Annotated in this window: 16 protein-coding genes; 11 read left to right on the top strand and 5 right to left on the bottom strand. The window is 62.9% G+C overall.

From position 1 onward, the window contains the following. The first annotated feature begins 6 nt into the window (after positions 1 to 6). Positions 7 to 1,389, top strand: coding sequence for a SpaH/EbpB family LPXTG-anchored major pilin (locus LQ788_RS19110; RefSeq protein ID WP_231443772.1), 1,383 nt, complete (start codon positions 7 to 9; stop codon positions 1,387 to 1,389). After that, positions 1,386 to 2,318 carry a class C sortase gene (locus tag LQ788_RS19105; RefSeq protein ID WP_231443770.1) on the top strand — a complete coding sequence of 311 codons (933 nt, stop codon included), beginning with the start codon at positions 1,386 to 1,388 and terminating at the stop codon, positions 2,316 to 2,318. Before LQ788_RS19110 ends, LQ788_RS19105 begins: the two co-directional genes overlap by 4 nt. Here LQ788_RS19105 and LQ788_RS19100 read toward each other — a convergent pair. The 3 genes from LQ788_RS19100 to LQ788_RS19090 form a co-directional block, all read right to left on the bottom strand. Next, positions 2,290 to 4,968, bottom strand: coding sequence for a helix-turn-helix transcriptional regulator (locus tag LQ788_RS19100; protein WP_231443768.1), 2,679 nt, complete (start codon positions 4,966 to 4,968; stop codon positions 2,290 to 2,292). The two genes, LQ788_RS19105 and LQ788_RS19100, sit on opposite strands and share 29 nt — an antisense overlap. Before the next feature lie 243 nt (positions 4,969 to 5,211). Next, entirely contained in the window at positions 5,212 to 5,862 is a 651-nt protein-coding gene (locus LQ788_RS19095) for a response regulator (RefSeq protein ID WP_231443765.1), read from the bottom strand. After that, on the bottom strand, positions 5,859 to 7,208 hold the full coding sequence (locus LQ788_RS19090) for a sensor histidine kinase (protein ID WP_231443764.1): 1,350 nt from the start codon (positions 7,206 to 7,208) through the stop codon (positions 5,859 to 5,861). Before LQ788_RS19090 ends, LQ788_RS19095 begins: the two co-directional genes overlap by 4 nt. Positions 7,209 to 7,405: 197 nt before the next feature. Here LQ788_RS19090 and LQ788_RS19085 point away from each other — a divergent pair, with 197 nt between their 5' ends. The 8 genes from LQ788_RS19085 (at position 7,406) to LQ788_RS19050 (ending at position 17,584) form a co-directional block, all read left to right on the top strand. Continuing rightward, complete coding sequence (locus tag LQ788_RS19085; protein WP_231443762.1) at positions 7,406 to 8,257, top strand: SDR family oxidoreductase; 852 nt, start codon at positions 7,406 to 7,408, stop codon at positions 8,255 to 8,257. Positions 8,258 to 8,385: 128 nt separating this feature from the next. Then, on the top strand, positions 8,386 to 10,530 hold the full coding sequence (locus LQ788_RS19080; protein ID WP_231443760.1) for a hydantoinase/oxoprolinase family protein: 2,145 nt from the start codon (positions 8,386 to 8,388) through the stop codon (positions 10,528 to 10,530). Then, positions 10,527 to 12,566 carry a hydantoinase B/oxoprolinase family protein gene (locus LQ788_RS19075; protein WP_231443758.1) on the top strand — a complete coding sequence of 680 codons (2,040 nt, stop codon included), beginning with the start codon at positions 10,527 to 10,529 and terminating at the stop codon, positions 12,564 to 12,566. Before LQ788_RS19080 ends, LQ788_RS19075 begins: the two co-directional genes overlap by 4 nt. Next, entirely contained in the window at positions 12,563 to 13,546 is a 984-nt protein-coding gene (locus tag LQ788_RS19070) for a carbamate kinase (protein ID WP_231443756.1), read from the top strand. The genes LQ788_RS19075 and LQ788_RS19070 overlap by 4 nt, the downstream gene beginning before the upstream one ends. 11 nt (positions 13,547 to 13,557) lie before the next feature. After that, positions 13,558 to 14,238 (top strand): nucleotidyltransferase family protein, encoded by a 681-nt coding sequence (locus LQ788_RS19065; protein WP_231443755.1) that lies wholly within the window; start codon positions 13,558 to 13,560, stop codon positions 14,236 to 14,238. Then, positions 14,231 to 15,145 (top strand): AAA family ATPase, encoded by a 915-nt coding sequence (locus LQ788_RS19060; RefSeq protein ID WP_231443753.1) that lies wholly within the window; start codon positions 14,231 to 14,233, stop codon positions 15,143 to 15,145. The genes LQ788_RS19065 and LQ788_RS19060 overlap by 8 nt, the downstream gene beginning before the upstream one ends. Continuing rightward, on the top strand, positions 15,142 to 16,335 hold the full coding sequence (locus tag LQ788_RS19055; RefSeq protein WP_231443751.1) for a VWA domain-containing protein: 1,194 nt from the start codon (positions 15,142 to 15,144) through the stop codon (positions 16,333 to 16,335). Before LQ788_RS19060 ends, LQ788_RS19055 begins: the two co-directional genes overlap by 4 nt. Further along, positions 16,328 to 17,584 carry an XdhC family protein gene (locus tag LQ788_RS19050; RefSeq protein WP_231443749.1) on the top strand — a complete coding sequence of 419 codons (1,257 nt, stop codon included), beginning with the start codon at positions 16,328 to 16,330 and terminating at the stop codon, positions 17,582 to 17,584. Before LQ788_RS19055 ends, LQ788_RS19050 begins: the two co-directional genes overlap by 8 nt. Before the next feature lie 51 nt (positions 17,585 to 17,635). Here LQ788_RS19050 and LQ788_RS19045 read toward each other — a convergent pair whose 3' ends face one another. Continuing rightward, positions 17,636 to 20,677 (bottom strand): bifunctional FdrA/YlbE family protein, encoded by a 3,042-nt coding sequence (locus tag LQ788_RS19045; protein WP_231443747.1) that lies wholly within the window; start codon positions 20,675 to 20,677, stop codon positions 17,636 to 17,638. Next, positions 20,661 to 21,632 carry a DUF2877 domain-containing protein gene (locus LQ788_RS19040; protein WP_231443745.1) on the bottom strand — a complete coding sequence of 324 codons (972 nt, stop codon included), beginning with the start codon at positions 21,630 to 21,632 and terminating at the stop codon, positions 20,661 to 20,663. Before LQ788_RS19040 ends, LQ788_RS19045 begins: the two co-directional genes overlap by 17 nt. Before the next feature lie 35 nt (positions 21,633 to 21,667). Here LQ788_RS19040 and LQ788_RS19035 point away from each other — a divergent pair, with 35 nt between their 5' ends. Then, positions 21,668 to 23,386 carry a PucR family transcriptional regulator gene (locus tag LQ788_RS19035; RefSeq protein ID WP_317207053.1) on the top strand — a complete coding sequence of 573 codons (1,719 nt, stop codon included), beginning with the start codon at positions 21,668 to 21,670 and terminating at the stop codon, positions 23,384 to 23,386. Positions 23,387 to 23,444 lie beyond the last annotated feature (58 nt).

Below are 23,444 nucleotides of genomic sequence, written 5' to 3'. Positions count from 1 at the left end.
AAAAACATGAAAAGCAGGAAACTGGGTCTGTGGCGGCGTCTGACCGCTGCGGCAGCAGTATCGGCGCTGAGCGTCCTTGGGATGGCCGGCACGGCGCAGGCCGCTGACACCGTGGGAAACATCGATTCGAGCAGGTCCGGGTCGATCGTCATCCACAAATATGACGGCAACGAGGGAGGCGACGGCGGCAACGGATCCGTCCTCGCAGACACCTCCGGCATGGGCAAGCCGCTGGCCGGCGCCGGATTCACCGTCAAGCAGGTCACTGCCAAGGGCGGACAGGCCATCGACCTGACCACGCCCGAAAGCTGGGATGCGATCTCTGGCCTGCAGGCCTCGGCGGTCACCGAAAGCGGCTACACGCTCGTCGACAAGGGCACCAAGACCACCGACGCCAACGGGCTCGCGACCTTCGGCGGACTTCCGCTGGGTCTCTACCTCGTCACCGAGTCGAGCGCTCCGGCCAATGCCACCTCGACGACGGCACCCTTCCTCGTCACCCTGCCGCTGTCACAGAACAACGGAAAATGGATCTACGACGTCAACGTCTACCCGAAGAACTCGGTCAATGACACCACGCCCACCAAGACGGTGGCGAACCCGGCCGCGCCAGTGCTCGGTTCGACAGTCGACTGGACGATCACCGCACCGGTCCCACGCGCCAACTACGGCTACAAGTCCTTCGTCATCACCGACAAGCTGGACAAACGACTGGAGTTCCAGTCCGCGTCGCTGGCCGGATTCACCTCCGGCACCGACTACACCGTCAGCAACTCGGACGGCACCGTGAAGATCACCTTCACAGCAACCGGACTGCAGAAGCTCAAGGCCGGCAACGACGTCGCCGCCACGATCACCACGAAGGTGACCAGCCAAGGCGACGGCACGATCGAGAACACGGCGCTGGTCAACGTCAACGACTCCGGCATCGAGACCCCTGCTGTCAGCTCGAACTGGGGATCGCTGACGATCCACAAATTCGCCAAGGGCGATAAGGCGAGCACCCTCGCCGGTGCCGAATTCGCGATCTACTCCGACGCCGCAGCCGCAAAGTCCGTCGGCAAACTGACGACGAAGGCCGATGGCACCGCCTCGATCACCCTGTGGGTCGGCAACAACGACGACACCACCCAGAAATACTGGGTCAAGGAGACCAAGGCACCTGCCGGCTACGTCCTCGACGACACCGTCAACGAGGTCACAGTGAAGGCCGGGGAGACATCCGCAGCCGTCGTCTTCGACTTCGCGAACACCCAGCAGGGTCACCCGAACCTGCCGCTGACCGGTGCTGATGGCAAGATGCTCGCGATGATCGCCGGCATCGGCCTGATGCTCATCGCCGGTGGTGCGGCCATCGTCGCGGCCAACCGTCGCAAGAACCAGGTGTGACATTCTCACCTGAACGCACGCGGCGCCCTTCAACCGACGGGCGCCGCTGGCGCGTCCCCGCATTCGCCATGGTCATCGCCCTGATTGCGTTCACCGGCCTGGGCATCTGGACCTACCCGAGTGCCGCCGCCTGGTTCTCCCAGCTCGATCAGTCGAAGATCCTCGGCGACTCAGCGAAGACCACCGAATCCGACCGTGTCGAAGACGCCCGGCAGCTGAAACTCGCACACCGGTACAACGACGCCCTGCAGTCCGGTGCCCTGCTCGAGTCGAACCACCGTCTGCCCTCAGGCAACGGCACCTCGTCCAATGGTGCTCCCGTCTACGACGAGGTCCTCGACGACGGCAGCACCGAAGTGATGACCCGGCTGCGGATTCCCTCGATCAAGCTGGACCTGCCCACGTACCACGGCACGAGCGATGCGACCCTGCTCAAGGGGTTGGGCCACCTCGAAGGCACAAGCCTGCCCGTCGGCGGAGAGGACACCCACTCCGTGATCACCGGCCACCGCGGGCTGGCCGACGCAACCATGTTCACCCACCTCGACAAGGTGACCAAGGGCGACACGTTCACTCTGACCACGTTCGGCGAGGTTCTCGCCTACCAGGTGGTGCGCACTCAGGTCGTCGAACCCGATGAGACCGAATCACTGCAGCCGGTCATCGGAAAGGACCTCGTCACCCTGGTCACCTGCACTCCTCTGGGCATCAACTCACAGCGCATCCTCATCACCGCCGAACGCGTACTCCCGACTCCGGCGGCCGACCGCGAAGCAGGCACCGCCGAACCCGACCTGCCGGGCTTTCCCTGGTGGATCGTCATCATGGGGGCAGGCCTGGTTGTTGCGGGCGTCTACGTGTGGTGGTCGGGGCGACCAGTGAAAGTCAGACCGGTGAAAGTCACCTCGGCGAGCGGTGCACGGCATTGATCCGTCCGGCATCGCGAAGCTTGAGCAGCTCCATGGGGATGTCACGGCGACGATCGGCACCCAGCTTCGCCCGCGCTTGCAGCACGTGCGATTCGACTGTTCGCACCGACAGCACGAGCCGCTGGCTGATCTGCACATTGGTCAGCCCCTCGGCCACCAGCCGGCAGACCTCGAGCTCGCGTTCCGTCAGCGTCACGGCAGGTGCGTTGTCTGTCGACCTGACCGGTGAGTCGGCGCCGGGGCGCGGATCTTCCGGTGACTTCGAGGCTCGCAGCTGCAGTGCACCTAGCGCCTCCCCTGCGACTCGGGCCCGGGCACTCAGCCTCTGGGCAAGGAACAGCGCGCGTGCCTGAGCGAAAGCGTGAAGCGCGGCTCCACGGTAGCCGACCTGCTGCAGTTCGTGACCGACGATCAGGAGCGCCTCGGGGTCCTCTTCGGCCGCCGCTTCAATATGGTTGCGGGCAGCCCGGGGACCCGGGAGATGGATGCCGGGGTCGTTGCTCAGGGACTCGTTCGCTTCGGAGGCGGTGAGGGTGCCGTCGAGGAAGCGTGCGTGGGTGAAGACGGCCCCCATCCATGGCGGCATCTCTGCCAGGGGCGCGGATCCGGGGCCGAAGAGCAGAGCCGTCAAGCCGTCATGGAGCCGGTAACCCTGTGTCGCCGTCGCATTCTCGCTGGTGGACAGGCGGTAATAGGGAGCGTTGCTGCGTTGCCAGCGTCTGACCGTGTCGCGCAGCCCCCAGCCGACGGCCAGGAGCGCCGGGTTGAGTGATCCAGCCAGCGCCTCATAATCACGTGCAGCAACGTCGACTTCACCTTCTAATAAGCGCAGGATCCCCGTACTCCAGGCGGCTGTGGCTGTCCGCTGCCAACCGCTGTGGGACGATGACCCGCACGCCGCAGCCAGCAGCATACGCGCGGTGAATTCGGAACGTTCGTGTTCGACGCCGGCGAGGAGGCAGTTGGCGGTGACTCCAATGGCGAAGTACCAGGTCATGGTGTATGTGAAGTCGTCCAAAGTCCGTGGTCGGAATGTGACCAGCTCGTTGATGAAGTCGAAACCAGCCTTGGCGGCCGAGGTCAGGCTTTCGGCGTCATCGACTTTGAGGTGGTATTGGCACACCGCCGCCATCGCAGCCAACCGGAGCGCTGGCGATGCCTGCGGAGATTCGAGGACCGCAAGGACGTCCTCGATGCGAGTCATCACACTGCCGGTGAAAGAGGAGACAAGGTTCGCGATTCCGGGCACAAGCGGGTCGACAACGTCGCGGAGGAAGTCCGTCCACCACTGCGGGAGTTCCGTGTACGAGGCAAGTGCTGCGCCTGCGACGAAGAGAAGTTCGACGCATACCGGTTCGCGTTCACACCCCATTGCCCCGTGGCCGATTCCGGCCCGGATCAGTTTCACTGCGCCCTCGCGGTCACCGTCGACCAACCGCGCGGTGATCGACTGCAGCTCCCATTCGAGCAGCAGCAGCGGATCATCACGGACCGCGTCTTCGACGGTCACGAGCATGACTGTGGCTTCCATCGGATCGCCGAGACGGTTGAGCGCCCGTGCAGCTCCGAGCAGCAGCCGAACGCGGGCACGATTGAGCTCGAGCCCGTCGTTGATGACGTCGCGGGCCAGATCGATTGAGGCGACCTCACCGATCGGATAGCCTGCTCGCCACATCGTCTCCAGTCGGCGACGAAAGCTTCTGTCGTCGTCCTCACTCGTTTCGCCCACGCCTGCGCTGTCCATTGCGGAGACGTGAAGCGGAGAGACCGCGACCGAGGGCTGACCTGAGATCTCGAGTTCTCGTGCCAGTCGCAGGTCGATGAGGCGTGCGATGACTGTGTCGCCGAAGAGCTGCTTGGCTGTGCGCAAGGGCATGGGCCCGATGTCGCCGAGGCGGCGGGCGGTGACGAGTGTATCCTCGCGCTGCAGCGGATATTGATCCGTCAGCCGAGACAGCAGACGGTGTCCGAAGGGCGGAGTGCCGACGCTGGCGTGGGGGTATCGCTGCGGAACTCTGTGCGGAGATTCCTCCGCCCAGGCGACGAGGTCGGCGGCGATCAGGGGCCTGCCTGCGGACAGCGCCGCGAGGGTGCGCAGCTGCAGGTCATCGAGTGGCACGGTGGTCGAGAGCCCGGTCACCAATGCCAATGATTCGCTGCTTGTCAGCCGCGCGAGGTCGATTCGTTCGAGGGCGCCCGAGCTCCAACCTGCTGCGATCTGAGACAGAGGACCGTGATCGTTCCGGTTGAGGGCACGCAGTCGGTCACCATCGACGAGGTAGGCAATGGGCACTCGAGAGACGTGAAGGGCGTGGCTGATGATGGATTCGGTATCGGGTGGGAGCAGTTGGGCGCCGCAGATGATGCGCGGACCCCCGTCGCAGTTCGCAGGGTCGGTGAATTCCCTGAGGTCGGCAGCGGTTGTCTGGGCGGTGACGCGCAGCAGAGAGGCTTGGTGAACTGGGAGTGTGGTCGCCAGGGATCGGGCGAAGTCGAGGGCACCGTCGCCGGTGAGGCAGACCACGACGACAGAGCGACCGGAGCGGAGGCAATCGAGGATCTGGGCCGATTCTCGACTGCGCGTCGGCGCCTTGTGCACAAGGCGGTCGTAGACGGGATCGAACGGGGAGCTGATGTCCGAGCTGCGCATGCAGATACAACCTTTCCGTCCAGCGGAGAGCCGGTGTCAGAGGGGTGCTGAATCGGCCGTGCTGGGGATCAATCGTGCGGGGATATTCGGGGGAGGAGACTGTGGAATGGTGGGAACATTCCACAATCTGAAAGTATGCTACACCCGTTGTTCAGGAATCAATATTCAGTTCATCTGCCGATTACCGTTCACTTGCGCATCGCACTCGATCAGTGTTCGGCGAAGACGGGATCTCGGGCTCGCTCAGTCCCCGACGAGTCCGTTCTCGTAGGCGAAGATGACGACATGGATGCGATCGCGGATGTCGAGCTTGGTCAGTAGGTTCGACACATGTGTCTTGACGGTGGCTTCGCCGACGAAGAGCGTGCCTGCGATCTCGGAATTGCTCAGACCCTTGGCGACGAGGTGGAGGACTTCGAGTTCCCGATCGGTGAGCAGTTTCAGCTCTGGGGCCGCCGTGGTGATGGTCTCGGGGCTGCGCACGGAACGTTCGATGACGCGTCGTGTCACCTCGGGGGAGAGGAGTCCGTCGCCGCCCGCCAGTGCGGTGACCGCGTCGATGAGCTGTTCCGCCTCGGCGGTCTTGAGCAGGAACCCGCTGGCACCTGCAGCCAGTGCCTGGAACAAAAAATCGTCCCGGTCGAAGGTGGTGAGCATGAGGACCGCCCCGGCCGCACCTCGGCGTACGATCTCTGCGGTGGATTCGAGCCCGTCCATGACTGGCATCTGAACGTCCATGCAGATCACGTCCGGTGCGAGATCGAGTGCGCGGTCGATCGCGACCTGGCCGTTCTCCGCCTCGCCGACGACGATGATGCCGTCTTCGCTTTCGAGGATCGTGCGGAAACCGGTGCGGACCATCGCCTGGTCATCGACGAGGAGGACTCTGATCACTGTTCGGCCTTTGCTGTGGGGATCATGGCGGCGGTGTCTGGGGCAGGCTCTTCAGTGTCTGAAACTGGCTCCTCTGGATCCGCGACATTCCGGGGGTAGGGAATCTGTGCCCGCACGAGCCAGCCACCGCGAGATTTCGGACCGGCCTCCAGTCTGCCGCCCAGGGCACTCATTCGTTCGCGCATGCCGATGATGCCCAGGCCCAGTCCTGGCTGCTTCGCTGGCATCTCAGTTTCGGAGCGCGGTTCCTCGTGGTGCGCACCGAGCGCGCGGGAGTCGCTGATCTCGATTTCGAGACTGGCGGTGCCGTATCGCAGACGCACATCAACTTCGGCGTGCGATCCCGCATAGCGACGGCAGTTGGTCAGGGATTCCTGAATCACCCGGTAGACCGACATCTCCGTGATCGGCGTCAGCGGTCGCGGCTGCCCGATCGTGTGGATCTCGATCTGCTGCCCGGAGCGACGGGCAACGTCGATGAGTTCGGGAACGTCGCCGAGGCTGGGGTTGCCCTTCGTCGTGTGCTCGTCGGTGTGCGCGTCGTCCTTATCGCGGAGTGTGTAGACGAGTGCGCGCAGTTCCTCGACGGTTTCGCGAGTGGAGGATTCGATGGTCTTCAGCGACTCCCTCGCCTTGTCGGGGTTCTTCTCGAGGCTGCGGCGCGCGGCCGCGGCGTGGATGCCGACGCCGGTGATGTGGTGGGCGATGCCGTCGTGGAGTTCGCGGGCGATGCGCACCCGCTCGAGGTCGAGTGCCTGACTGGTCAGCTGCCGTTCCTGTGAGCGGACTTCCGCGTTGGCCGAGCTCAGCTCCTCGAACAGCCGACGCTGCTTCCACGCTCGGTTGCCGAAGAGCCAGGCCCCACCGAAAAAGGCGACGTTGATGAGGAACGAAACCCCGGAGGCGGCCGCGAACTGAAGCACTGTCATGTCGCCGATCGCCTTGAACTGCAGAGCTGTCGACACGATCAGGTAGACGAAGATCCCGATGCAGAGGAAGAGGCGTGAGATGAAAGCCGCTTTGCGATTGCTCTGCCAGGCGCCGACCGAGTAGACCCCCATGAAGATGATGATCTGGGTGACCCCGGGTTCCATGATCTCGAGGACCTGTGCAATGACGAAGACAGCGGTCTGGATCCAAGCCATCTGACTGGGATAACGCCGACGCCAGATGAGCGGCAGAGTGACGACAGCCGACATCAGGCAGATCAGCCACAGGGGTCCTTTGAACGGCCAATAGGACGTCGTGTTGTACAGAATCGCGAAGACCACCGAAGCGGCCGCCAGAGCGAGCACCAGATACACGTCGCCGCGCGTGGGCCTCAGCGCTGTCGAGTTCTCTGCCATCCTTCCAGCTTAGCCAGGGGATCGGCGGCACGGTATCCGCCGCAGTGGGGATCTGGTTGGTGCAGTCTCCGGCTCAGGGTGGAGGTGGAGGCGTGAGAATTTGGCAGGATTCGCCGTATCTGCGTCTGCCTGCCCTGGGTAGGTTCGGATCCAGACCCGGACGGATCGTTCGATGATGATGAGGACAAGGTGTGGAAATGAACGAAGAGACGAAGGTGTCCACAGATGCAGCGGCGGGAGGAACTGTGGCCGTGGTGGGTGCGCGGGGGAAGACCGGTCGAGCGATCGTGTCGGCACTCGAAGCCCGGGGAGTGCCCGCCGCTCCTGTCGGTCGAGACGAAATGGCGGATCTTGGTGCGGCGCTGCAAGGCTGTCGAGCTGCCTATCTCATGGCGCCGAACCTCCACACGAATGAGCTCGACTTCATCTCCGCACTGCTCGAGGCTTGCCGCGAGGCAGGAGTGGAACGGGTCGTCTACCATTCGGTGGCAGCACCCTATGCTCCCGATATGCCCCACCACGTGGCCAAGGCTGCAGCGGAAGACCTGGTGCGGCGGAGCGGACTGCAGTGGTCGATTCTTCAACCGTGCGCATATATCGACAACCTCCTGCCGGGCCTGCGAGGGCAGAATCCGCACATTGCTGTGCCCTACAACGCCGACACCCGATTCGGACTGATCAGTCTCGCCGATGTCGGCGAGGTCGCTGCGCAAGTGCTGCTTGATGACGCTCACATCGGGGCGACCTATGAACTCGGTGGGCCCGAACTTCTGACTGTTCGCGACGTTGCCGCTGTAGCCGAGCAGGTGCTGGGTCGAACAGTTGAACTCGAAGTTTCAACTCCGAAGCGCTGGTCGCTTGCTCGCAGGAATTCGGTCGCCGACTCGACGTCTGACACGAGCCTCGACCTGCGCGAAATCGAATGGTTGGAGGCAATGTTCTCCTACTACGACAACCACGGACTGTCGTGCGGAGCGCTTCCAGCGCAGACTATCCTGAGCCGTCCGACGCGATCTGTTCAAGAAGTGCTGCGAACGGAGCTGTCGTAATTGGAGACATTTACCAACGGCTGGTGAGTTGTTTGGCATCTTTTGCCGATGGAGTGATGTGAGTCACCGGCAAAAATGGACTCAAACGCTCAGCAGACCTGGGGTCAGTAGACCCGGGAAGGACATTGATGTCGACTCAAAGCCCACTAATCCGTATCGGTATCGACACCGGCGGCACGTTCACAGATGTGGTGGCTTTCAACGAAGCCACCGGTGAGCTGACCACAACGAAGACTCCCTCGACACCGTCGAATCCCGCTGATGGCTTCATCAACGGCATCGACAAGGTGCTCGAGATGTTGGGCACCGATCAGGATTCCGCGACGATCACGGCCTCCGATATCAGTGCGGTCAGTCACGGGACCACCGTCGCTACCAACCAGCTGCTCGAAGGCAAGCTCGATCGTCTCGGCTTCATCACCACCGAGGGTTACGAATTCGTGCTCGAGATCGCCCGTCAGGCCGTTCCTGACGGTTACGGAAACTCCTATTTCTGGGTCAAGCCCGATCGCATCGTGTCCGCCGACCTGGTGAAGACGGTGACCGGCCGCATGGACTTCGAAGGAAACGAGGTGCGCCCATTCGACGAAGACGAGGCACGCAAGGTCGCTCGCTGGTTCCGGGACCAGGGCGTCGGCACACTGGGCGTCAACTTCCTCCACGCCTACGCGAATCCCGCCCACGAGCAGAGGATGCGCGAAATCCTCCTCGAAGAGCATCCCGACGTGATCGTGTCTCTGAGTTCCGAAGTGCTGCGCGAATACCGCGAATACGAACGATCCATGACGACCTTGGTTGACGCCGCAGTCAAACCCAAAGTCTCCTCCTACGTCAAGAACATCCATGAACGCCTCGACGCCTATACCGGCACCGACAAAGATTCCAAGCTGCCGTTCTACATCATGAAGTCCAACGGCGGCGTCCTCTCCGCCGATGAGGTCGTCAACCAGCCCATTACCACCGTGCTCTCCGGCCCTGCCGCTGGCGCACTGGGTGCCGGACTCATCGCCCGGGAAGCCGGCTTCGACAAGGTCCTGACCTGCGACGGCGGCGGCACCTCGACCGACGTTACTGTTGTCGTCGACGGAGAGCCCGCTCTGACGACCGAAGGCTCGGTCGGTGTCTACCCGTCGAAGATCCCCATGATCGACGTCGTCACCGTCGGCGCTGGCGGCGGCTCGATCGCCTGGACCACGGCCGAAGGGCAGCTCAAGGTCGGTCCTCAGTCGGCAGGAGCCGACCCAGGGCCGATCTGCTACGGCAATGGTGGTGTGGAACCGACCATCACCGATGCCCACGTGTTCCTCGGACGGATCCCTCCCCACCTCCTCGGCGGTGAGATCCCCCTCGACGCGGATGCCGGCGGCCATGGCATCAGCGAAATCGCCGCAAAGCTCGGGCTGAGCACGGAGAAAGCCGCGACCGGAATCCTCGAGATCTCCGCCTGGAACCAGGCCAACGCGCTGCGCCAGATCTCGGTCCAGCGTGGCCTCGATGTCCGTGACTTCATGCTCACCACCTTCGGCGGCTCCGGCTCGCTGCTGGCCTGCACACTCGTCGACATCCTCGATCTTGCCGGCGTCGTCGTTCCGCTCAACCCGGGTAACGTCTCCGCCTTCGGATTGCTCACCGTCGACGTCAAGAACGACTATGTCCAGACCAATGTCGCTCGAGATGACGGACTGGACATCGCTGAGGTCGCCGGACTCTTCGACCGTCTCCAGGCTCGGGCCACAGAAGCTCTGGTCAATGAAGGCTTTGCACCGGAACGTCACCAGTTCGACCGCTCCGTCGACCTCCGCTACTTCGGTCAGGCCTTCGAAGTCCGCGTGCCTGCTCCTTCGGGGACGATCACCCGAGAATGGGCCAACGAAGTGACTCGGGCATTCCATGCCGAGCACAGGCAGCTCTACGGCTATGACTTCGCTGATGCGTCGGACCAGCACGTGGAATGGGTCAATGTTCGTGTCTCAGGCATCGGTCCGATCACTCGTCCGGAGCTGCGCCACATCGCATCAGCCGAGGGGGCACCGGATAAGTCCGAACGCGCGCAGACCGCTGTGCGGTCAGTGTGCTTCGAAGCTGAGGACGGATTCGTCGACACCGCCGTGTACTGGCGCGAAAGTCTCCTGGCAGGAGACACCGTGGAAGGGCCGGCCATCATCGAAGAGTTCGGTTCCACCTTCCCATTGCACCCGGGCTTCACCGCCCGCATCGATGCCAGCGGCAACATCATCACCACACGCAGCAACCGCCAGGAGGCAGGCAAATGACGATCACTGACCAGACCGCCGCACCCGACTCCGGGTCGATGCTCAGCCTCACCCCGCTGACAGGGCAGGCACTGACCGATTACATCAACGCCGACCCGATCAACCCTGCAGGTCTGCCGACGGCCTACGAACACGGCAACCGCCTGACCTCGAAGCAGGAGGCTTCGACGGTCGACCCGATCATCGTCGAAATCGTCGAAGGCACCCTGGCCAGCGTCGAAATGGAGGTCGAGACCGCGATCGCCCGCACCTCACGCTCACCGATGATCCGTGACGCTCACGACTTCCGTGCGGGAATCCATGACCGGCAGCTGCGCAAGCTCACGGGTCGCTCATATTCGGCACTCGTCCATCCTGTCGTCCGCGACTTCCCCATCGAAGAGATGCAGGAAGGGGATGTCTTCTTCCACAACGACGTCTACGCCTCCGAGGGCGGAATCGGCCACCTTCCGGATATGTGCGTGACGGTACCGGTCTTCGCCAATGGTGAGGTCGTCTGCTTCGTCCAAGCATTCGGTCATCACGATGACATCGGTGGAGCCTGCCCTGGATCGATGCCATCGGGAGCGACCAGCGTCTTCGAAGAGGGTCTGATGATCCCTCCGATCAAGCTCTGGGATGCAGGGATGCCGAACAAGTCGGCGCTGGCGATTATGACACGCAACTCCCGTATGCCTGACTCGCTGTCGGCCGACCTGGATGCGGAGTGCTCCGCCTGCCTCATGGGTGCCAGGCGCCTGACCGAGCTGTTCACCCGCTACGGAGTCGATACCGTCGAGGCCGCTTTCGACACGATCCTCGACAATTCCACGGAGATCTACCGCCGCGAGATTCTGTCGAAGATCCCCGACGGCCAGTACGTATGGGAGGACTACGCCGAACACGACGGAGTCTCCGACCCGATGCTGCACACGCAGCGGATCACCCTGACGAAGACCTCGACGGGTGGTCCAGATGATGGTCCACGTCTCATCATCGACTTCACCGGCACCGCGGCTCAGGCCGCAGGCCCGATCAACCACTGCGGTGACTATGTGGGCGGCAACTTCCTCAAGAAGTGGCTAGCACCGATTCTGCGCAACCTCGCCGACAGTCCAGAACGCATGGCTGAACTCGACGTCAACGAGGGGATCGTTCCCCTGATCGAGATGCGGTTCCCGGAGAAGGGGACTCTGCTCACTCCCGAATTCCCCGGGCCTACGAACGCACGCACCTTCGTCATCTTGCGCCTCCTCGGCGTGCTGGCAGGTGTGGTGGCGAAGGCAGTCGATGGGCAGATGCCCGCCGACCAGGAGACCATCCGCTACACGGGTGTCTACGGCAAGGACCGAGACGGCAATGACTACCTCATGCGCGAGGTCCTCGGCGGAGGCTCCGGCGGACGCTACTACTCCGACGGTGAGGACACGATCCATGTGGTCCCCGATTCCCGAAACCTGCCGACGGAGTTCACGGAATCTCGGTTCCCGTTCCGGGTCGAACGCCTCGGCCTGTCCGTCGACTCCGGCGGGGCTGGTCGATACCGTGGCGGACTCGGCTACGAGAAGCACATCAGGATGCTGCGCGACGGTCACTTCATGTCGATCGCCGACCGGTCGATCCTCGCCTGCTGGGGAGTCAAAGGTGGGAAGGCCGGTAAGCCCTTCCAGGTCACCATCGACCCAGGTGGTGCGAATGAACGCGAAATCGATGCTCTGGCCGATGACGAGCCGATCAGCGCTGGCGAGGTCGTGCGGATCCGCACGACCGGTGGCGGCGGGTGGGGAGACCCGCTGCAGCGTCCCTTCGCCGAGGTTGTCCGTGACGTCCAGTGGGGCAAGGTGAGCATCGCCGGGGCCGAAGAGTCCTATGGCGTCATTGTCACCGAGGGCCCGGACGGAATCGAGAACGCCACCGTCGACGAGGCGGCTTCGGAGTCGCTGCGTGCACGCCTGGTCACCGAACGCGGAGTCAACGAACCATTCTTCGACCGGGGACCCGGTTACGTCGAGTTGGCCGGTGACGGTGCCATGGCACCCGAGGTGGACTGGCTGTGAGAGTCCTCGTCGCCCTCGGTGGCAACGCGATGACTTCCGCCGATGGTGACGCGTCGCCGGAGAGCCAGCGTCGTGCCATCGGGCGGGCGGCCGTCCATCTCGCCGATCTCATCGAAGCCGGACACGAACTCGTCGTCGCCCATGGGAATGGGCCGCAGGTGGGCAACATCATGCGTAAGAATGAGCTCGCCGTTTCGGAGCTGCCCCCGGTCAGTCTCGACTGGTGCGGGGCGCAGACCCAAGGCACCATCGGCTTCACGATTGTGAGCAGAATCGAGAAGGAGCTCAACTCTCGAAGTATTTCCAAGAGCGTTGTTGCGCTGGTCACCCGTACCGTCGTCGACCCAGACGATCCTGCCTTCACGGATCCGGTCAAACCGATCGGCTCCTACCAGCCCAAGGACTATGCGGCCTCCATGGAAGAACTGGGACAGATGTGGAAGGACTTCGGAGCTCGTGGGTGGCGTCGGGTTGTGGCATCGCCTCGCCCGGTGCGGATCCTCGAAACTCCTACGATCGAGTTCTTGGCGAATTCTGGCGTGGTCGTCGTCGCGGCAGGCGGCGGAGGAATCCCTGTCATTGCCGATGGCCAGGGGTTCAACGGAGTCTCTGCGGTCATCGACAAGGACCTCAGCGCGGCGCAGCTGGCGCTGTCGGTGAAAGCCGATCGTCTCATCATCGCCACCGATGTGCCCTGCGCTGTTGCGGGATTCGGCACGCCAGTGGCTCGCGACATCACGAATGTCACGAACACGGAGCTGCGGGCGCTCACGGATACGGGCACCTTCGCCTCAGGTTCGATGGGACCAAAAGTCGATGCTGTTCTCAACTATGTCGACAACGGTGGACCGATGGGCGTCATCGCTGCGCTCGACGATCTCCCCACGGCAGTAGCAGGCAACTCGGGAACTGTAGTCACACCTGGAGACAGTGTACTGACCAGGGCTGACCGAGATCCAGCTCGGACGGATCACGCCTAGAATCGATATCCATGGTGAAGGCAATGAAGCGCAAGGTCAGCATGATCGTGTTGGCGGCAGGATGTGGCAGCCGAATGGGTGCGCCCAAGGCACTGCTGCGACTGCGTACGGGAACACCACTGCTCGAACACCATGTGCAGACGATGGCTGAAGCCGCGCAGACGACTAAGGCTGCAACGCAGGGATCGGAGGACACGGTTGAGATCATCGTGGTCCTCGGAGCTTCTGCCGACCGCGCCTGGCCGCTGATTCCGGAGAGCGCACGAGTGGTCGAGAACCCTGACTATCCAACAGGGATGGGGTCATCACTGCAGGTGGGCCTGCAGGCGGTCGCCGCCGATGCCGAAGCGGCGATCGTCACCCTGGTCGACGTGCCAGACACCCCGGCCGAAACCTACCACCGTCTGCTCGAGCACTCCGGGCCCGAGGTGCTGGCCCGCTGTACCTGGAATGCACAACCCGGGCACCCAGTGATGATCGGCAGGGAACTGATCCCGCGAGCAATCGCGGCCTGTCACGACGAGACAGGGGCGAAAGACCTGTTCAGGGAGCTGTCGAACCAGGTGCTCGGGATCGAATGCGGGGATCTGCTGCCACCGGGCGCCTCAGGAAACAGTGACGTCGATACTGTGGCCGAAGCGCACGCCCACGGGCTGGTTGTGTCCACGACCGGAAAGAGTGATCATGACTGACTTCACCGGCGCCCTTGATTTGGCGAATGCCCTGGGAGACGCGGGGTACATGGCCGACGAATCCCTCGCCACGGCCAGCTTCCTGGCGGGCGCACTCGATAAGCCCCTGCTGTGTGAAGGTGCGCCCGGAGTGGGCAAGACCAGCCTGGCCAAAGCCCTGGCCGAAGTCCATGGCACCGAACTGATTCGACTGCAGTGCCACGAGGGACTCGATTCGACCCATGCGCTCTATGACTGGGACTTCGCCAAGCAGATTCTCCACGTCCGGACCATCGAAGCTGCGGCGAAGGCATCGGCCGAGCGACTCGATGCAACCCGACTCGACGATGAACTCCACAGCCTGCCGTTCCTGCTCAGACGACCTATTCTCCAGGCGATCGAAAGTTCACGAAGCGAGGGGATCGCTGCTCAACCTCGGCGACCTGTGCTGTTGATCGATGAGATCGATCGTGCCGGCGACGAATTCGACGCACTTCTGCTCGAAGTCCTCTCAGACTGGTCTGTGACCGTTCCCGAGCTTGGCACCATTCACACTCCGACCCCGCCCTTGGTCATCCTCACCTCCAACCGCACACGTGAACTTCACGACGCGCTCAAACGTCGCTGCGTCTACCACTGGTTCTCACAACCCGATGCCCAGACGGAGGAGAGAATACTTGCCCACCATGTCCCAGGCTCTTCCCAAGCGCTGCGGGCCGCAGTGGTGCGTGCCGCGAATCGTCTGCGGGCGCAGACCTTGATCAAACCTCCGGGAACCTCGGAGACCATCGACTGGATCCGTGCCCTCGATGCGCTGGGAATCAGTGAGCTCGACGAGGCGGCCGTGAGGTCGACGATTTCTGCGGTTCTGAAAGATGCCGATGACCTCGGAGGTTTGAATTCGAACTGTCTGGTCGACCAGGTATGAGCGACCTGCCCACCGAGCTGATGCACCTCGGCTCATGCCTGCGCCGGTATGGACTGCCTGCCGGTGCAGACAGGATCCGGACTCTGACCAGCGCGCTTGCGCTCATCGATCCGTTTGATCCGACTCAGGTTCGTGCTGCCTCACGGTCATTGATCTGCACCGAGCAGAAACACATTCCGATCCACGATGCGCTCTTCAACCAGCACTTCGGTCTCACCGGGCGCCAACGATTGGCTCAGACTCCTCACGAGGTGAGCGTTCCGACACCGGAGCTCAGCAACGAGTCGAGGGCCTCCGATGAATTGGGCCAGGTCGACGATCAGACGATGGCGCTCCAAGCGGCCGCCAGCCGGATCGAGCTCCTGCGCACCACTGACCTTGGGAACGGCGAACATGCGGCAGAGGCGGTGCGTCTGATCGACGGACTGTCCTTTCGCTCCCCACGTCGCAGTGCGTACACAACGAGGCGCAGCAGCAGCGGGGGAATCGATGCGAACCAGATACTGAAGACCTTGATCCGACAGGAAGAACTCTCGTGTCTGCCGCGATCAACCCGCCGGGAACGCGATCGACACGTCACGATCATCGTCGACGTCTCCGCCTCAATGAAGCAATGGCTGCCAGCACTCATCCGATTCCTGGCTCGGGCCACGCCAAGACTCAAGGCACGTAGCTTCACCGTGGGAACGCGGCTGACCCGAGTCGACCAGCACTTCTGTGCACCGTTGACTGAACGGGAACTGCGGGCGGCGCAGGCGACGATTCCGGATATTGCAGGTGGCACCCGCCTCGGCGAAGGACTCCTCAGCTTGCTCAGCGGGGGACATCGAGAGGCGATCCGCGGATCTGTGCTCGTCCTCATCAGTGATGGTTGGGAACAGGGGGACTGCTCCGAACTGCGCACCGCGTGCGCACGGCTGGGCAGACTGAGCCACCGATTCATCTGGGTGAATCCTCGTGCAGGTCGTGCCGGCTTCACTCCGGAGGTGCGTGGCATGCGGATCGCTGAGGAATTTGCGCAGGTGATGCTTCCCGCGACCACCGTTGATGGGTGGCAGGCAGTGGCCGAAAATATCGCGTCCAACCTGGGACGGGGTACGACTAGGGCGAACCGGGATGCGGCGAGTCGACATCGGGAAACGGCGAACTTCAACGAATACGGAGTGAAAGAGACGATGACCAATGGCTGAGTTGGAACAGACACTGTTGGATTGGCTGCAGTCGGGCCGCCGGTTCTCAGTGGCCGTCGTCGTCGAAACCTGGTCGTCGGCACCTCGTCCGGCCGGGGCGATGATGGCTGTGGCCTCCGACGGTCAGACCGTTGGCAGCCTGTCCGGTGGATGCGTCGAATCCGCCGTCCATGAACTTGCTCTTGAGGTGCTGACCACAGGTCATGCCAGGCTGGCGCACTACGGCTCCAGCGACGATGAGGCATACGCCGTGGGCCTTGCCTGCGGCGGGCAGATCGAGGCGCTGGTGATTCCCATCGTCGATGAGACGACGACGGCGCTGCTGGCTGGATATCTGCGTGCGCTTGAGGAATCTCGACCGGCTGCGCTCGCCCTGGAGCTGCCGGTGATCCGTGAGACTTCAGCGGAGGAGGTGCTCGGCAGTGCTGCCGAGGACTCTGGCACTGCCGGCGGTTTCGTTGACATTGATGACCCCACTGGGCGCATATTGTTCATCGAACCCGCAGGAAGTGCAGATGGTGTGTCCGCAGATGCTGGCCGACTCAGTACCGCTGGTGAGGCTGAAGCGGAGTGGCGCACGAGTGGAACTCTCGGTCATCCGCGACTCGATGAGCACGTCACCACCGATGCTAGGGCGATGATCACCCAAGGTCGGACGGGAGTGCGTGAATACGACTCGACTGGAAAGCGCCTCGGCGCCGGAACGCGGATCTTCGTCACCACCTCAGTGCCACCTGCCCGTCTCATCGTCTTCGGGGCGATCGACTACGCGGCGGCCCTGTCTCAGCTCGGGAGATTCCTCGGCTACCAGGTGACGGTCTGCGATGCGCGTCCGATCTTTGCTACGCCGGAGAGGTTCCCCGACGCCCACGAAGTCATCGTGGGCTGGCCTCATCGATACCTGGGTGAAGAGATCCGAGCGGGGCGAATCGACAGCTCCACGGTCATCGCAGTGCTCACCCACGATCTGAAGTTCGACGTTCCGGTGCTCCTCGAAGCGGCACGGTCCGAGGCCGGATACATCGGTGCACTGGGAAGTCGCCGCACCCACACACTGCGCGTCGAGGCCATGGCGCAAGCGGGCGCGAGCACAGCGGAGATCGACCGGATTCATGGTCCCATCGGCCTCGATCTCGGGGCGCGTTCGCCGGAGGCCACTGCAGTGTCCATCTTCGCCGAGGTGCTGCTTGAGTTCGCCCGAGGGAGCGGTCGTTCACTGCGGAATACAACCGGACCCATTCACTCTTAGTCGCCGGACCCAGAGATTACTCACTGGGTCCGGCTACCGATGCTGAGGGAACTACTGTCCCAGCGACTCGAGACCATTGGTGAAGCAGTCCATCGGAGGGTTGACCAGTCCGGCGCCTACCTGGCCGACGCCGGCCATGCGACCGGCCATGCCCGTGTTGATCTGCGGAAGCACGGCTGTCCGCAGCACCTTGACCAGGTCGATTCCGCTGGGCACACCCCGGAATTCCAGGATTGGAATCTGGTGGATCGGGTGCTCACCAGCGGTGATCTCGTACATTCTCCGCGTCGTCTCCACAGCGAAGGCCACATCGCCACCGACGAGGCGCACCACTGCCGGAGCCGCGGCCATGGCCAGTCCTCCGATGCCGGCAGTCTCGGTGATTGCTGAGTCTCCGATGTCGGGATTGGCGTCTTCTGGACCGTAGTCACCTAGGTACAGTCCCTCAGCGACCTGGGCCGGTCCGGTGAACCATTCGTCGCCGGTCCCTGAGAGCTGAATGCCGAAATCGGTGCCGTTTCGAGCCATGGTCACGACCAGTGAGGAACCGGGAATGCCCTTCGCCGCTGCCATGGCCAGTTTGCAGGTCGGCATCACCAAGTTGAGTGCGAAGTAGTCATTGGCGCCCAGGAATCGGCACACCTCGGCGAGGTTGTCGGAGGCGAAGTCCAGGGCAAGCAGATCCGGCATCAGATCTCGGAGGAACAGCAGTGTCGCAGTGCGATTGCGGTTATGCCCTTCATCGCCGGATGACAACATCTGCGAGACATAGTATTTCGTGTCGATGGGTCCGTGTGTGGCGACCGCCTGCGCGAGCACGGGGCCCAAGATGTCGCGCATCCAACGGAGGCGGTCAAGCACCTCGTCGTTGTTCGCGCCGTACCGCAGCACCTTGCCCAACCCCTCGTTGAGGGAGCAGTAAGCACGGTTGCCGTACACGGGGTCGACGAGTTCGAACATCCACATCGACGGGCTGATCACTCCGGCCATCGGCCCGACAGCATCCTTCGAATGGCATGGCGCCATGCCGAATCGTCCGTCGGCGAGCCCGGCCTCAGCCTCTTCGAGGGTGTCGGTCAGTCCTTCGAAGACCACAGCACCAGCCAACGCTCCCCGCATAGGACCCGAGGCACGTTCAAACGCGAGGGGCGGTCCCGAATGCAGGAACTCGTTGTCGGCAAGGCCCAGACACTCACGGGCCGGTCGCAAGCCGACGAGCTCGGCGCCGGCGTTGAGCATGGCCTCCAAGGCTTGGGCATTGGCAGCCAGGCGACGAGGGTCGCTCATCACGGAGAACAGACTGTTCGTGTCGCCCAAGGGCGGTTGCCACGGTACTTCGACGACAGGAACGGCCTGTGCGCGCAGCGCGTCGGCGAAGAGTGACAGACCAACACTGACGACTTTCGGTTCGGCCGAGAGCAGCTCGCCCAGTTTCGTCGCCGAGGAAGAGTTCGTTGCTGACGTAGAGTTCGCTCCCACGTCCGTCTGAGCTGCTGCCTCGTGGGAGGAAGTTTCCGGTTGAGCGGGGAGTCCTTCTGTGCCCGAGTTGTTCCGCTCCGACTGTGCGTTTCGTCCGGAAGCGTCGTAGCGCTGGGTCTGGTTGAGTGGAGCGATGAAGGAGACCGCGCGCCGAGTTGCCTGAGCGTTGGAGACGTAGACCTCGGCTCCGGCCCCAACGAGCGAGTCAACCGTGGCAGAGAAGTCCTGCGGATCAGACTGGGTGCCGATGAGACTGACGATGACCGGCAGTTCCCGACCAATCTGCGCCGCAGCCGATCGAGCTGCGGAGATGGCTTCAGCGAGACCTTCCGCTGGAGCCGCGTGGGCTCCGTGACCGAGGACCAGATCGAGGAGGAGAACCCCGGCGCTGTCACCCATCTCTGCTATGGCCTCAAGGCGGAGGCTGGGATCGATCATCGGGTGGGCGCGTCCTTGAGTCATCCCATCATCACCGAAATCGATGACAGTGTGTGCGGACACAGGTAGTTCGGGATCAGTGATCTTCTCCGCCCCGTCGAGGGGGATGTTCGAGGTGATCGGGCCCAGAGTCTCTGCCGCGATGAGCATGGCTTCATCGGCCATGGTGCCACCACAGAAGAGCCCCACCAGAGGTCCTTGCTTCAGGTGTACCGTTGTGTCGGACGTTCCCCAGGTCGGCCATGTGGGAACGTCGAAGCCGCAGCTGTCCAGAGCAGCTTCGACGCTTGCTGTCAGATCGATGTTGTCGGGGCCGAGCACGGCCCAGCTGACACCGATGCCCAGATCAACTGCCAGTACTTCTATTTCCGCGACCACCTCGGCGTCGGCGGGTTTAGACACGACGACGACATGATCGGTGTCTTCATCGCCGGCAAGCGCCTTGAGCGCCTGTTTGGCGCTGAGTCCACCGACTTCACGTGTCAGATCGCGTCCGCCAGTGCCGATCAGCTGGGAGATTCCCGCCCCTGCAGCATCAAGCAGGGTCGAGACTTGCTGTGCACCAGTACCCGAAGCGGCGACGATGCCGATCCGACCCGGCTTCACTTCGTTGGCGAAACCGAGCCCGGCCCCGGCGACGATGGCAGTCCCACAGTCAGGGCCCATCACGATGAGGCCCGCCTCGGTGGCCCTGCGTTTGAGGGCGACCTCTGTGTCGACATCGACGTTGTCGCTGAAGAGCAGCACCGAGTTCCCAGAATCCAGAGCGGCAATGGTTTCGATGCCTGCGTAGTCGCCGGGAACGGAGACCACGACCAGGTTGGAACCGGTGCGCGCGAGCGCTGACTCGACAGTCAGTGGGGGCTGCTCCCCTCCGGTTGGCCCCAGCGAGCGTGCGGCGGTGTCGGCAATGCGGGTGAAGGCCTCGTCGACGGCAGTAAGACCCGACGCGAGCGCGGCATCGTCGCTGGCGCTGATCGCGATGACCAGATCATTGGGTGCGGCAGAATCGGGAATGTCGAAACCGGCCTCGCGCATGAGACCGACATTGAGTTCGGTGCCCATGCCGATGAGCGCGGTGTCGACGCCTTCGGTGGCTTTGACCTGCGCAGAGACCTGCATGAGAGCGACGGAGTCGTAGTAGAGGCCTGACCTGATATCAAGAGTCGTCGGCATGGGTGGTTCCTTCCAATGGTGAAGCGAGGGTGAGTTCGGCTGCTGGGGTGAGTACCGCGAGGGCTCCGGTCAGAAGATCGTGTCCGGAGTGATGACCGATCCGGCTGATGTCCGCGAGAAACCCGTCGAGAGAGTCATCTTCGCCGAGGCCAAGGCGAGCGATGTCGGTGATGGCGTGTTTGATCTCCGGAATGCAGTAGCCCTCGAGGGCGGCGCGCAGAAGTGAGGCCGACACGGCTGTGGTTCGTGCTTCGAGGGCGATGCTGGACAGTCTTTGGGCCAACAGGGATTGTTGGCGCGAATGAGACACCGACTGCGATGTCCGGCGCAGCGCCAAGGCGATCCCACATAGTGCGTCGTCGCCAGACGGGGTGCTTCCGGGGCCGTAGCCGAGGAGAGCGTGGACGCATGAGTCCACGTCCTGAATGATCCCGGATTCCAATGCACGAACAAGCTTCAGTGACCGAGAAGCCAGGTCGCTGCGGCCCGGATTCAGGCGGTCTCGGATCGGTACGACCACATGATGCGAATCTCGTTGAGGACCTAGCAGGTCAAGGGGCTCGATCCAGCTGGGACGCCAAGTTCGAACGGTGACGAAGCTCAGATTCGCGGCTTCGATTCGTTCGACTCTCGGGCTGGCAACTGCGGTTGAGAGTGTGATGGTTGCCGGCATCTCAGTACGAAGCTCGCCGAGGTGGTCCGGAGTCAGCTGGGGCACCTGAAGTCCCGACGGCAGCTGCAGGGCATCTGGGCCTAACACGGGAAGGATCTGCTGACCACATGGGTGGGCATCGACCCCAATGTAGAAGCCAGTCGGAAAGAGTCCGAGAACCTTTGCATCCACGGATACCTCGCTTGAGTTCGTCAGCTTTGAACTCACGACGGTGGCGCGGCTCGGGTCCAGGAACGGCAGCGGCGAAACCGCTGCCGGCAGAGTGCGTGACGTGGACCTCATTTCGACAGATTATCGTGACCTGCTATCGTCACTGCATGTCAAATGGTGCCAAGAATGGCTTGGATATGCATCAAAACTTGCTAGCCGATGATGGCGACCCCTTTTCAGCATGTCTGTCCGTGCGTGACGTCATGGATCTGCCGAGTATGCGAAACGGCGCGGTCGTCGCGGGTGCGCAGGGGCTTGATCGCCTAGTTGAGCTGACCAATGTGATGGAAGTTCCAGACATCATCCCTTGGGTGAAGCCGCGCGAACTGCTCCTGACCACCGCCTATCCGCTGCGCGATCGGCCAGAGGAGATCGCCCAGCTCCTGACGACGCTTGACGCCAGCGGGGTCTCCGCCATCTGCATCAAGCCGGGACGATATCTTCCCGAGATACCGGAATCCGCCATCGCGGAAGCCGACCGGCTCGGCCTGCCCATCGTCCACCTCGGCGACGGAGTGGGCTTCGACGAGATCATGCACGAAGTGCTCTCGAGCAACCTTGATCGCCGAGCCGAACTCATCCGGAAGACGGAACAGACGATGCGAGAGCTTGTCGACGTCGTCATCAATGACGGCGACCTCGAAGACGTCTGCCAGATGGTGGCAGAGCGGATCGGTGTGGCTGCAGCGGTCGCCACCTTGGACGGCAGGGTGCGCTGCCTGCGGACTCACTCGATGGTTGCCGAGGCCGAAGCCGAGGTCAGCGAGGATCTGGCGAGCCTGGACTGCTTCGACAAGTCTGGTCGTTTCCGTGTCGAGGATGAACCAGCGGGCCTGGAACGCGGCGGCCAGACCCGCGCGGGGCTGACGTACGTGTGGGGCAACTGCAGCATCGAAGGCGGAGATAAGACTCTGGGCCGCATCGTTGCCTTCGGCGAGGGCGGGCTCACAGCTCCCGAGTTCCGACTCATCGAACAGGCTGCGGCAGCCGCAGCGCTTGTTATCACCCGAGAGAAGGCGATCACTGCGGTCGAGAGCAAGTACCGCACAGACTTCGTCCTTGAGGTGTTGCGTGGCCATATTGCGTCCACAGACCGAGTGCTCTCCCATGCAGATTCGTTGGGCTGGGACCTGGCCCGACCCATCAACGTCGCAGTCGCCGAGGTGGATTCGGAAGCGGACCAGACAGATGCTGAGAACAAACGGACGATGCAGTCCCTCTTCGCCGACGCCTGGACGAAAGTCGTGTCACAGGACGATCCTGCTGCCGCGGTCGTCGGTTCGGGAGATCAGGTCATCCTGCTGCTCTCGGCAGAGAGTGCGGACAAGATCACGGCACGACTCAGGTCCTTCATCACGGATGTGCGCGGATATGGCGGGGGCGGCAGGAGGCAGTTCTCGGTCGGCATCTCGCGGCCAGCAGCAGACGTGTCCGGCCTAGCAGCGGCCTATCAGGAGGCGATGCGCGCACTCGAGGTCGGACGCCAGCTCGAACGTGGTCAGGGCCTCAGTCATTACGACTCCCTGGGCGTCTACCGGCTGCTCCTTCAGGTGACGAAGAAGGAAGAGCTGCGCAGTTTTGCCCGCGAGGTCCTCGGCCCGTTGGCTGGGGACGACAAAGAAGAATACGAAGGACTGCGCACCACTTTGCAGGCTCTGCTCGATCACAATCTCAACGTGGCCGAAACGGCACGGTCGCTGTACTTCCACTACAACACGCTGAGATATCGGATCACCAAGCTCGAACACATGGTCGGGCCGTTCACCGAGGACCCCAACCTCCGTCTCTCGGTGTCTTTGGCGTTGCAGATCGTCAAGCTTCCTTAGCAAAGACTGCCGACGAGGCCTGGGTATATTTGGCAGGATCTGACGTGATGTGTACCTC

The sequence above is a fragment of the Brevibacterium zhoupengii genome, from assembly GCF_021117425.1.
In the GTDB taxonomy this organism is placed as follows: domain Bacteria; phylum Actinomycetota; class Actinomycetes; order Actinomycetales; family Brevibacteriaceae; genus Brevibacterium; species Brevibacterium zhoupengii.
The sequence above is the reverse complement of the archived record's forward strand: the minus strand, read 5'-3'. Positions and strand labels throughout refer to the sequence as shown.

Bases quoted from the DNA above. Each gene is read 5' to 3' on its own strand.
- LQ788_RS19110 (WP_231443772.1), top strand. From the start codon at position 7: ATGAAAAGCAGGAAACTGGGTCTGTGGCGGCGTCTGACCGCTGCGGCA.
- LQ788_RS19100 (WP_231443768.1), bottom strand. From the start codon at position 4,968: ATGCGCAGCTCGGACATCAGCTCCCCGTTCGATCCCGTCTACGACCGC.
- LQ788_RS19090 (WP_231443764.1), bottom strand. From the start codon at position 7,208: ATGGCAGAGAACTCGACAGCGCTGAGGCCCACGCGCGGCGACGTGTAT.
- LQ788_RS19085 (WP_231443762.1), top strand. From the start codon at position 7,406: ATGAACGAAGAGACGAAGGTGTCCACAGATGCAGCGGCGGGAGGAACT.
- LQ788_RS19080 (WP_231443760.1), top strand. From the start codon at position 8,386: ATGTCGACTCAAAGCCCACTAATCCGTATCGGTATCGACACCGGCGGC.
- LQ788_RS19075 (WP_231443758.1), top strand. From the start codon at position 10,527: ATGACGATCACTGACCAGACCGCCGCACCCGACTCCGGGTCGATGCTC.
- LQ788_RS19065 (WP_231443755.1), top strand. From the start codon at position 13,558: ATGGTGAAGGCAATGAAGCGCAAGGTCAGCATGATCGTGTTGGCGGCA.
- LQ788_RS19060 (WP_231443753.1), top strand. From the start codon at position 14,231: ATGACTGACTTCACCGGCGCCCTTGATTTGGCGAATGCCCTGGGAGAC.
- LQ788_RS19055 (WP_231443751.1), top strand. From the start codon at position 15,142: ATGAGCGACCTGCCCACCGAGCTGATGCACCTCGGCTCATGCCTGCGC.
- LQ788_RS19050 (WP_231443749.1), top strand. From the start codon at position 16,328: ATGGCTGAGTTGGAACAGACACTGTTGGATTGGCTGCAGTCGGGCCGC.
- LQ788_RS19045 (WP_231443747.1), bottom strand. From the start codon at position 20,677: ATGCCGACGACTCTTGATATCAGGTCAGGCCTCTACTACGACTCCGTC.
- LQ788_RS19040 (WP_231443745.1), bottom strand. From the start codon at position 21,632: ATGAGGTCCACGTCACGCACTCTGCCGGCAGCGGTTTCGCCGCTGCCG.
- LQ788_RS19035 (WP_317207053.1), top strand. From the start codon at position 21,668: ATGTCAAATGGTGCCAAGAATGGCTTGGATATGCATCAAAACTTGCTA.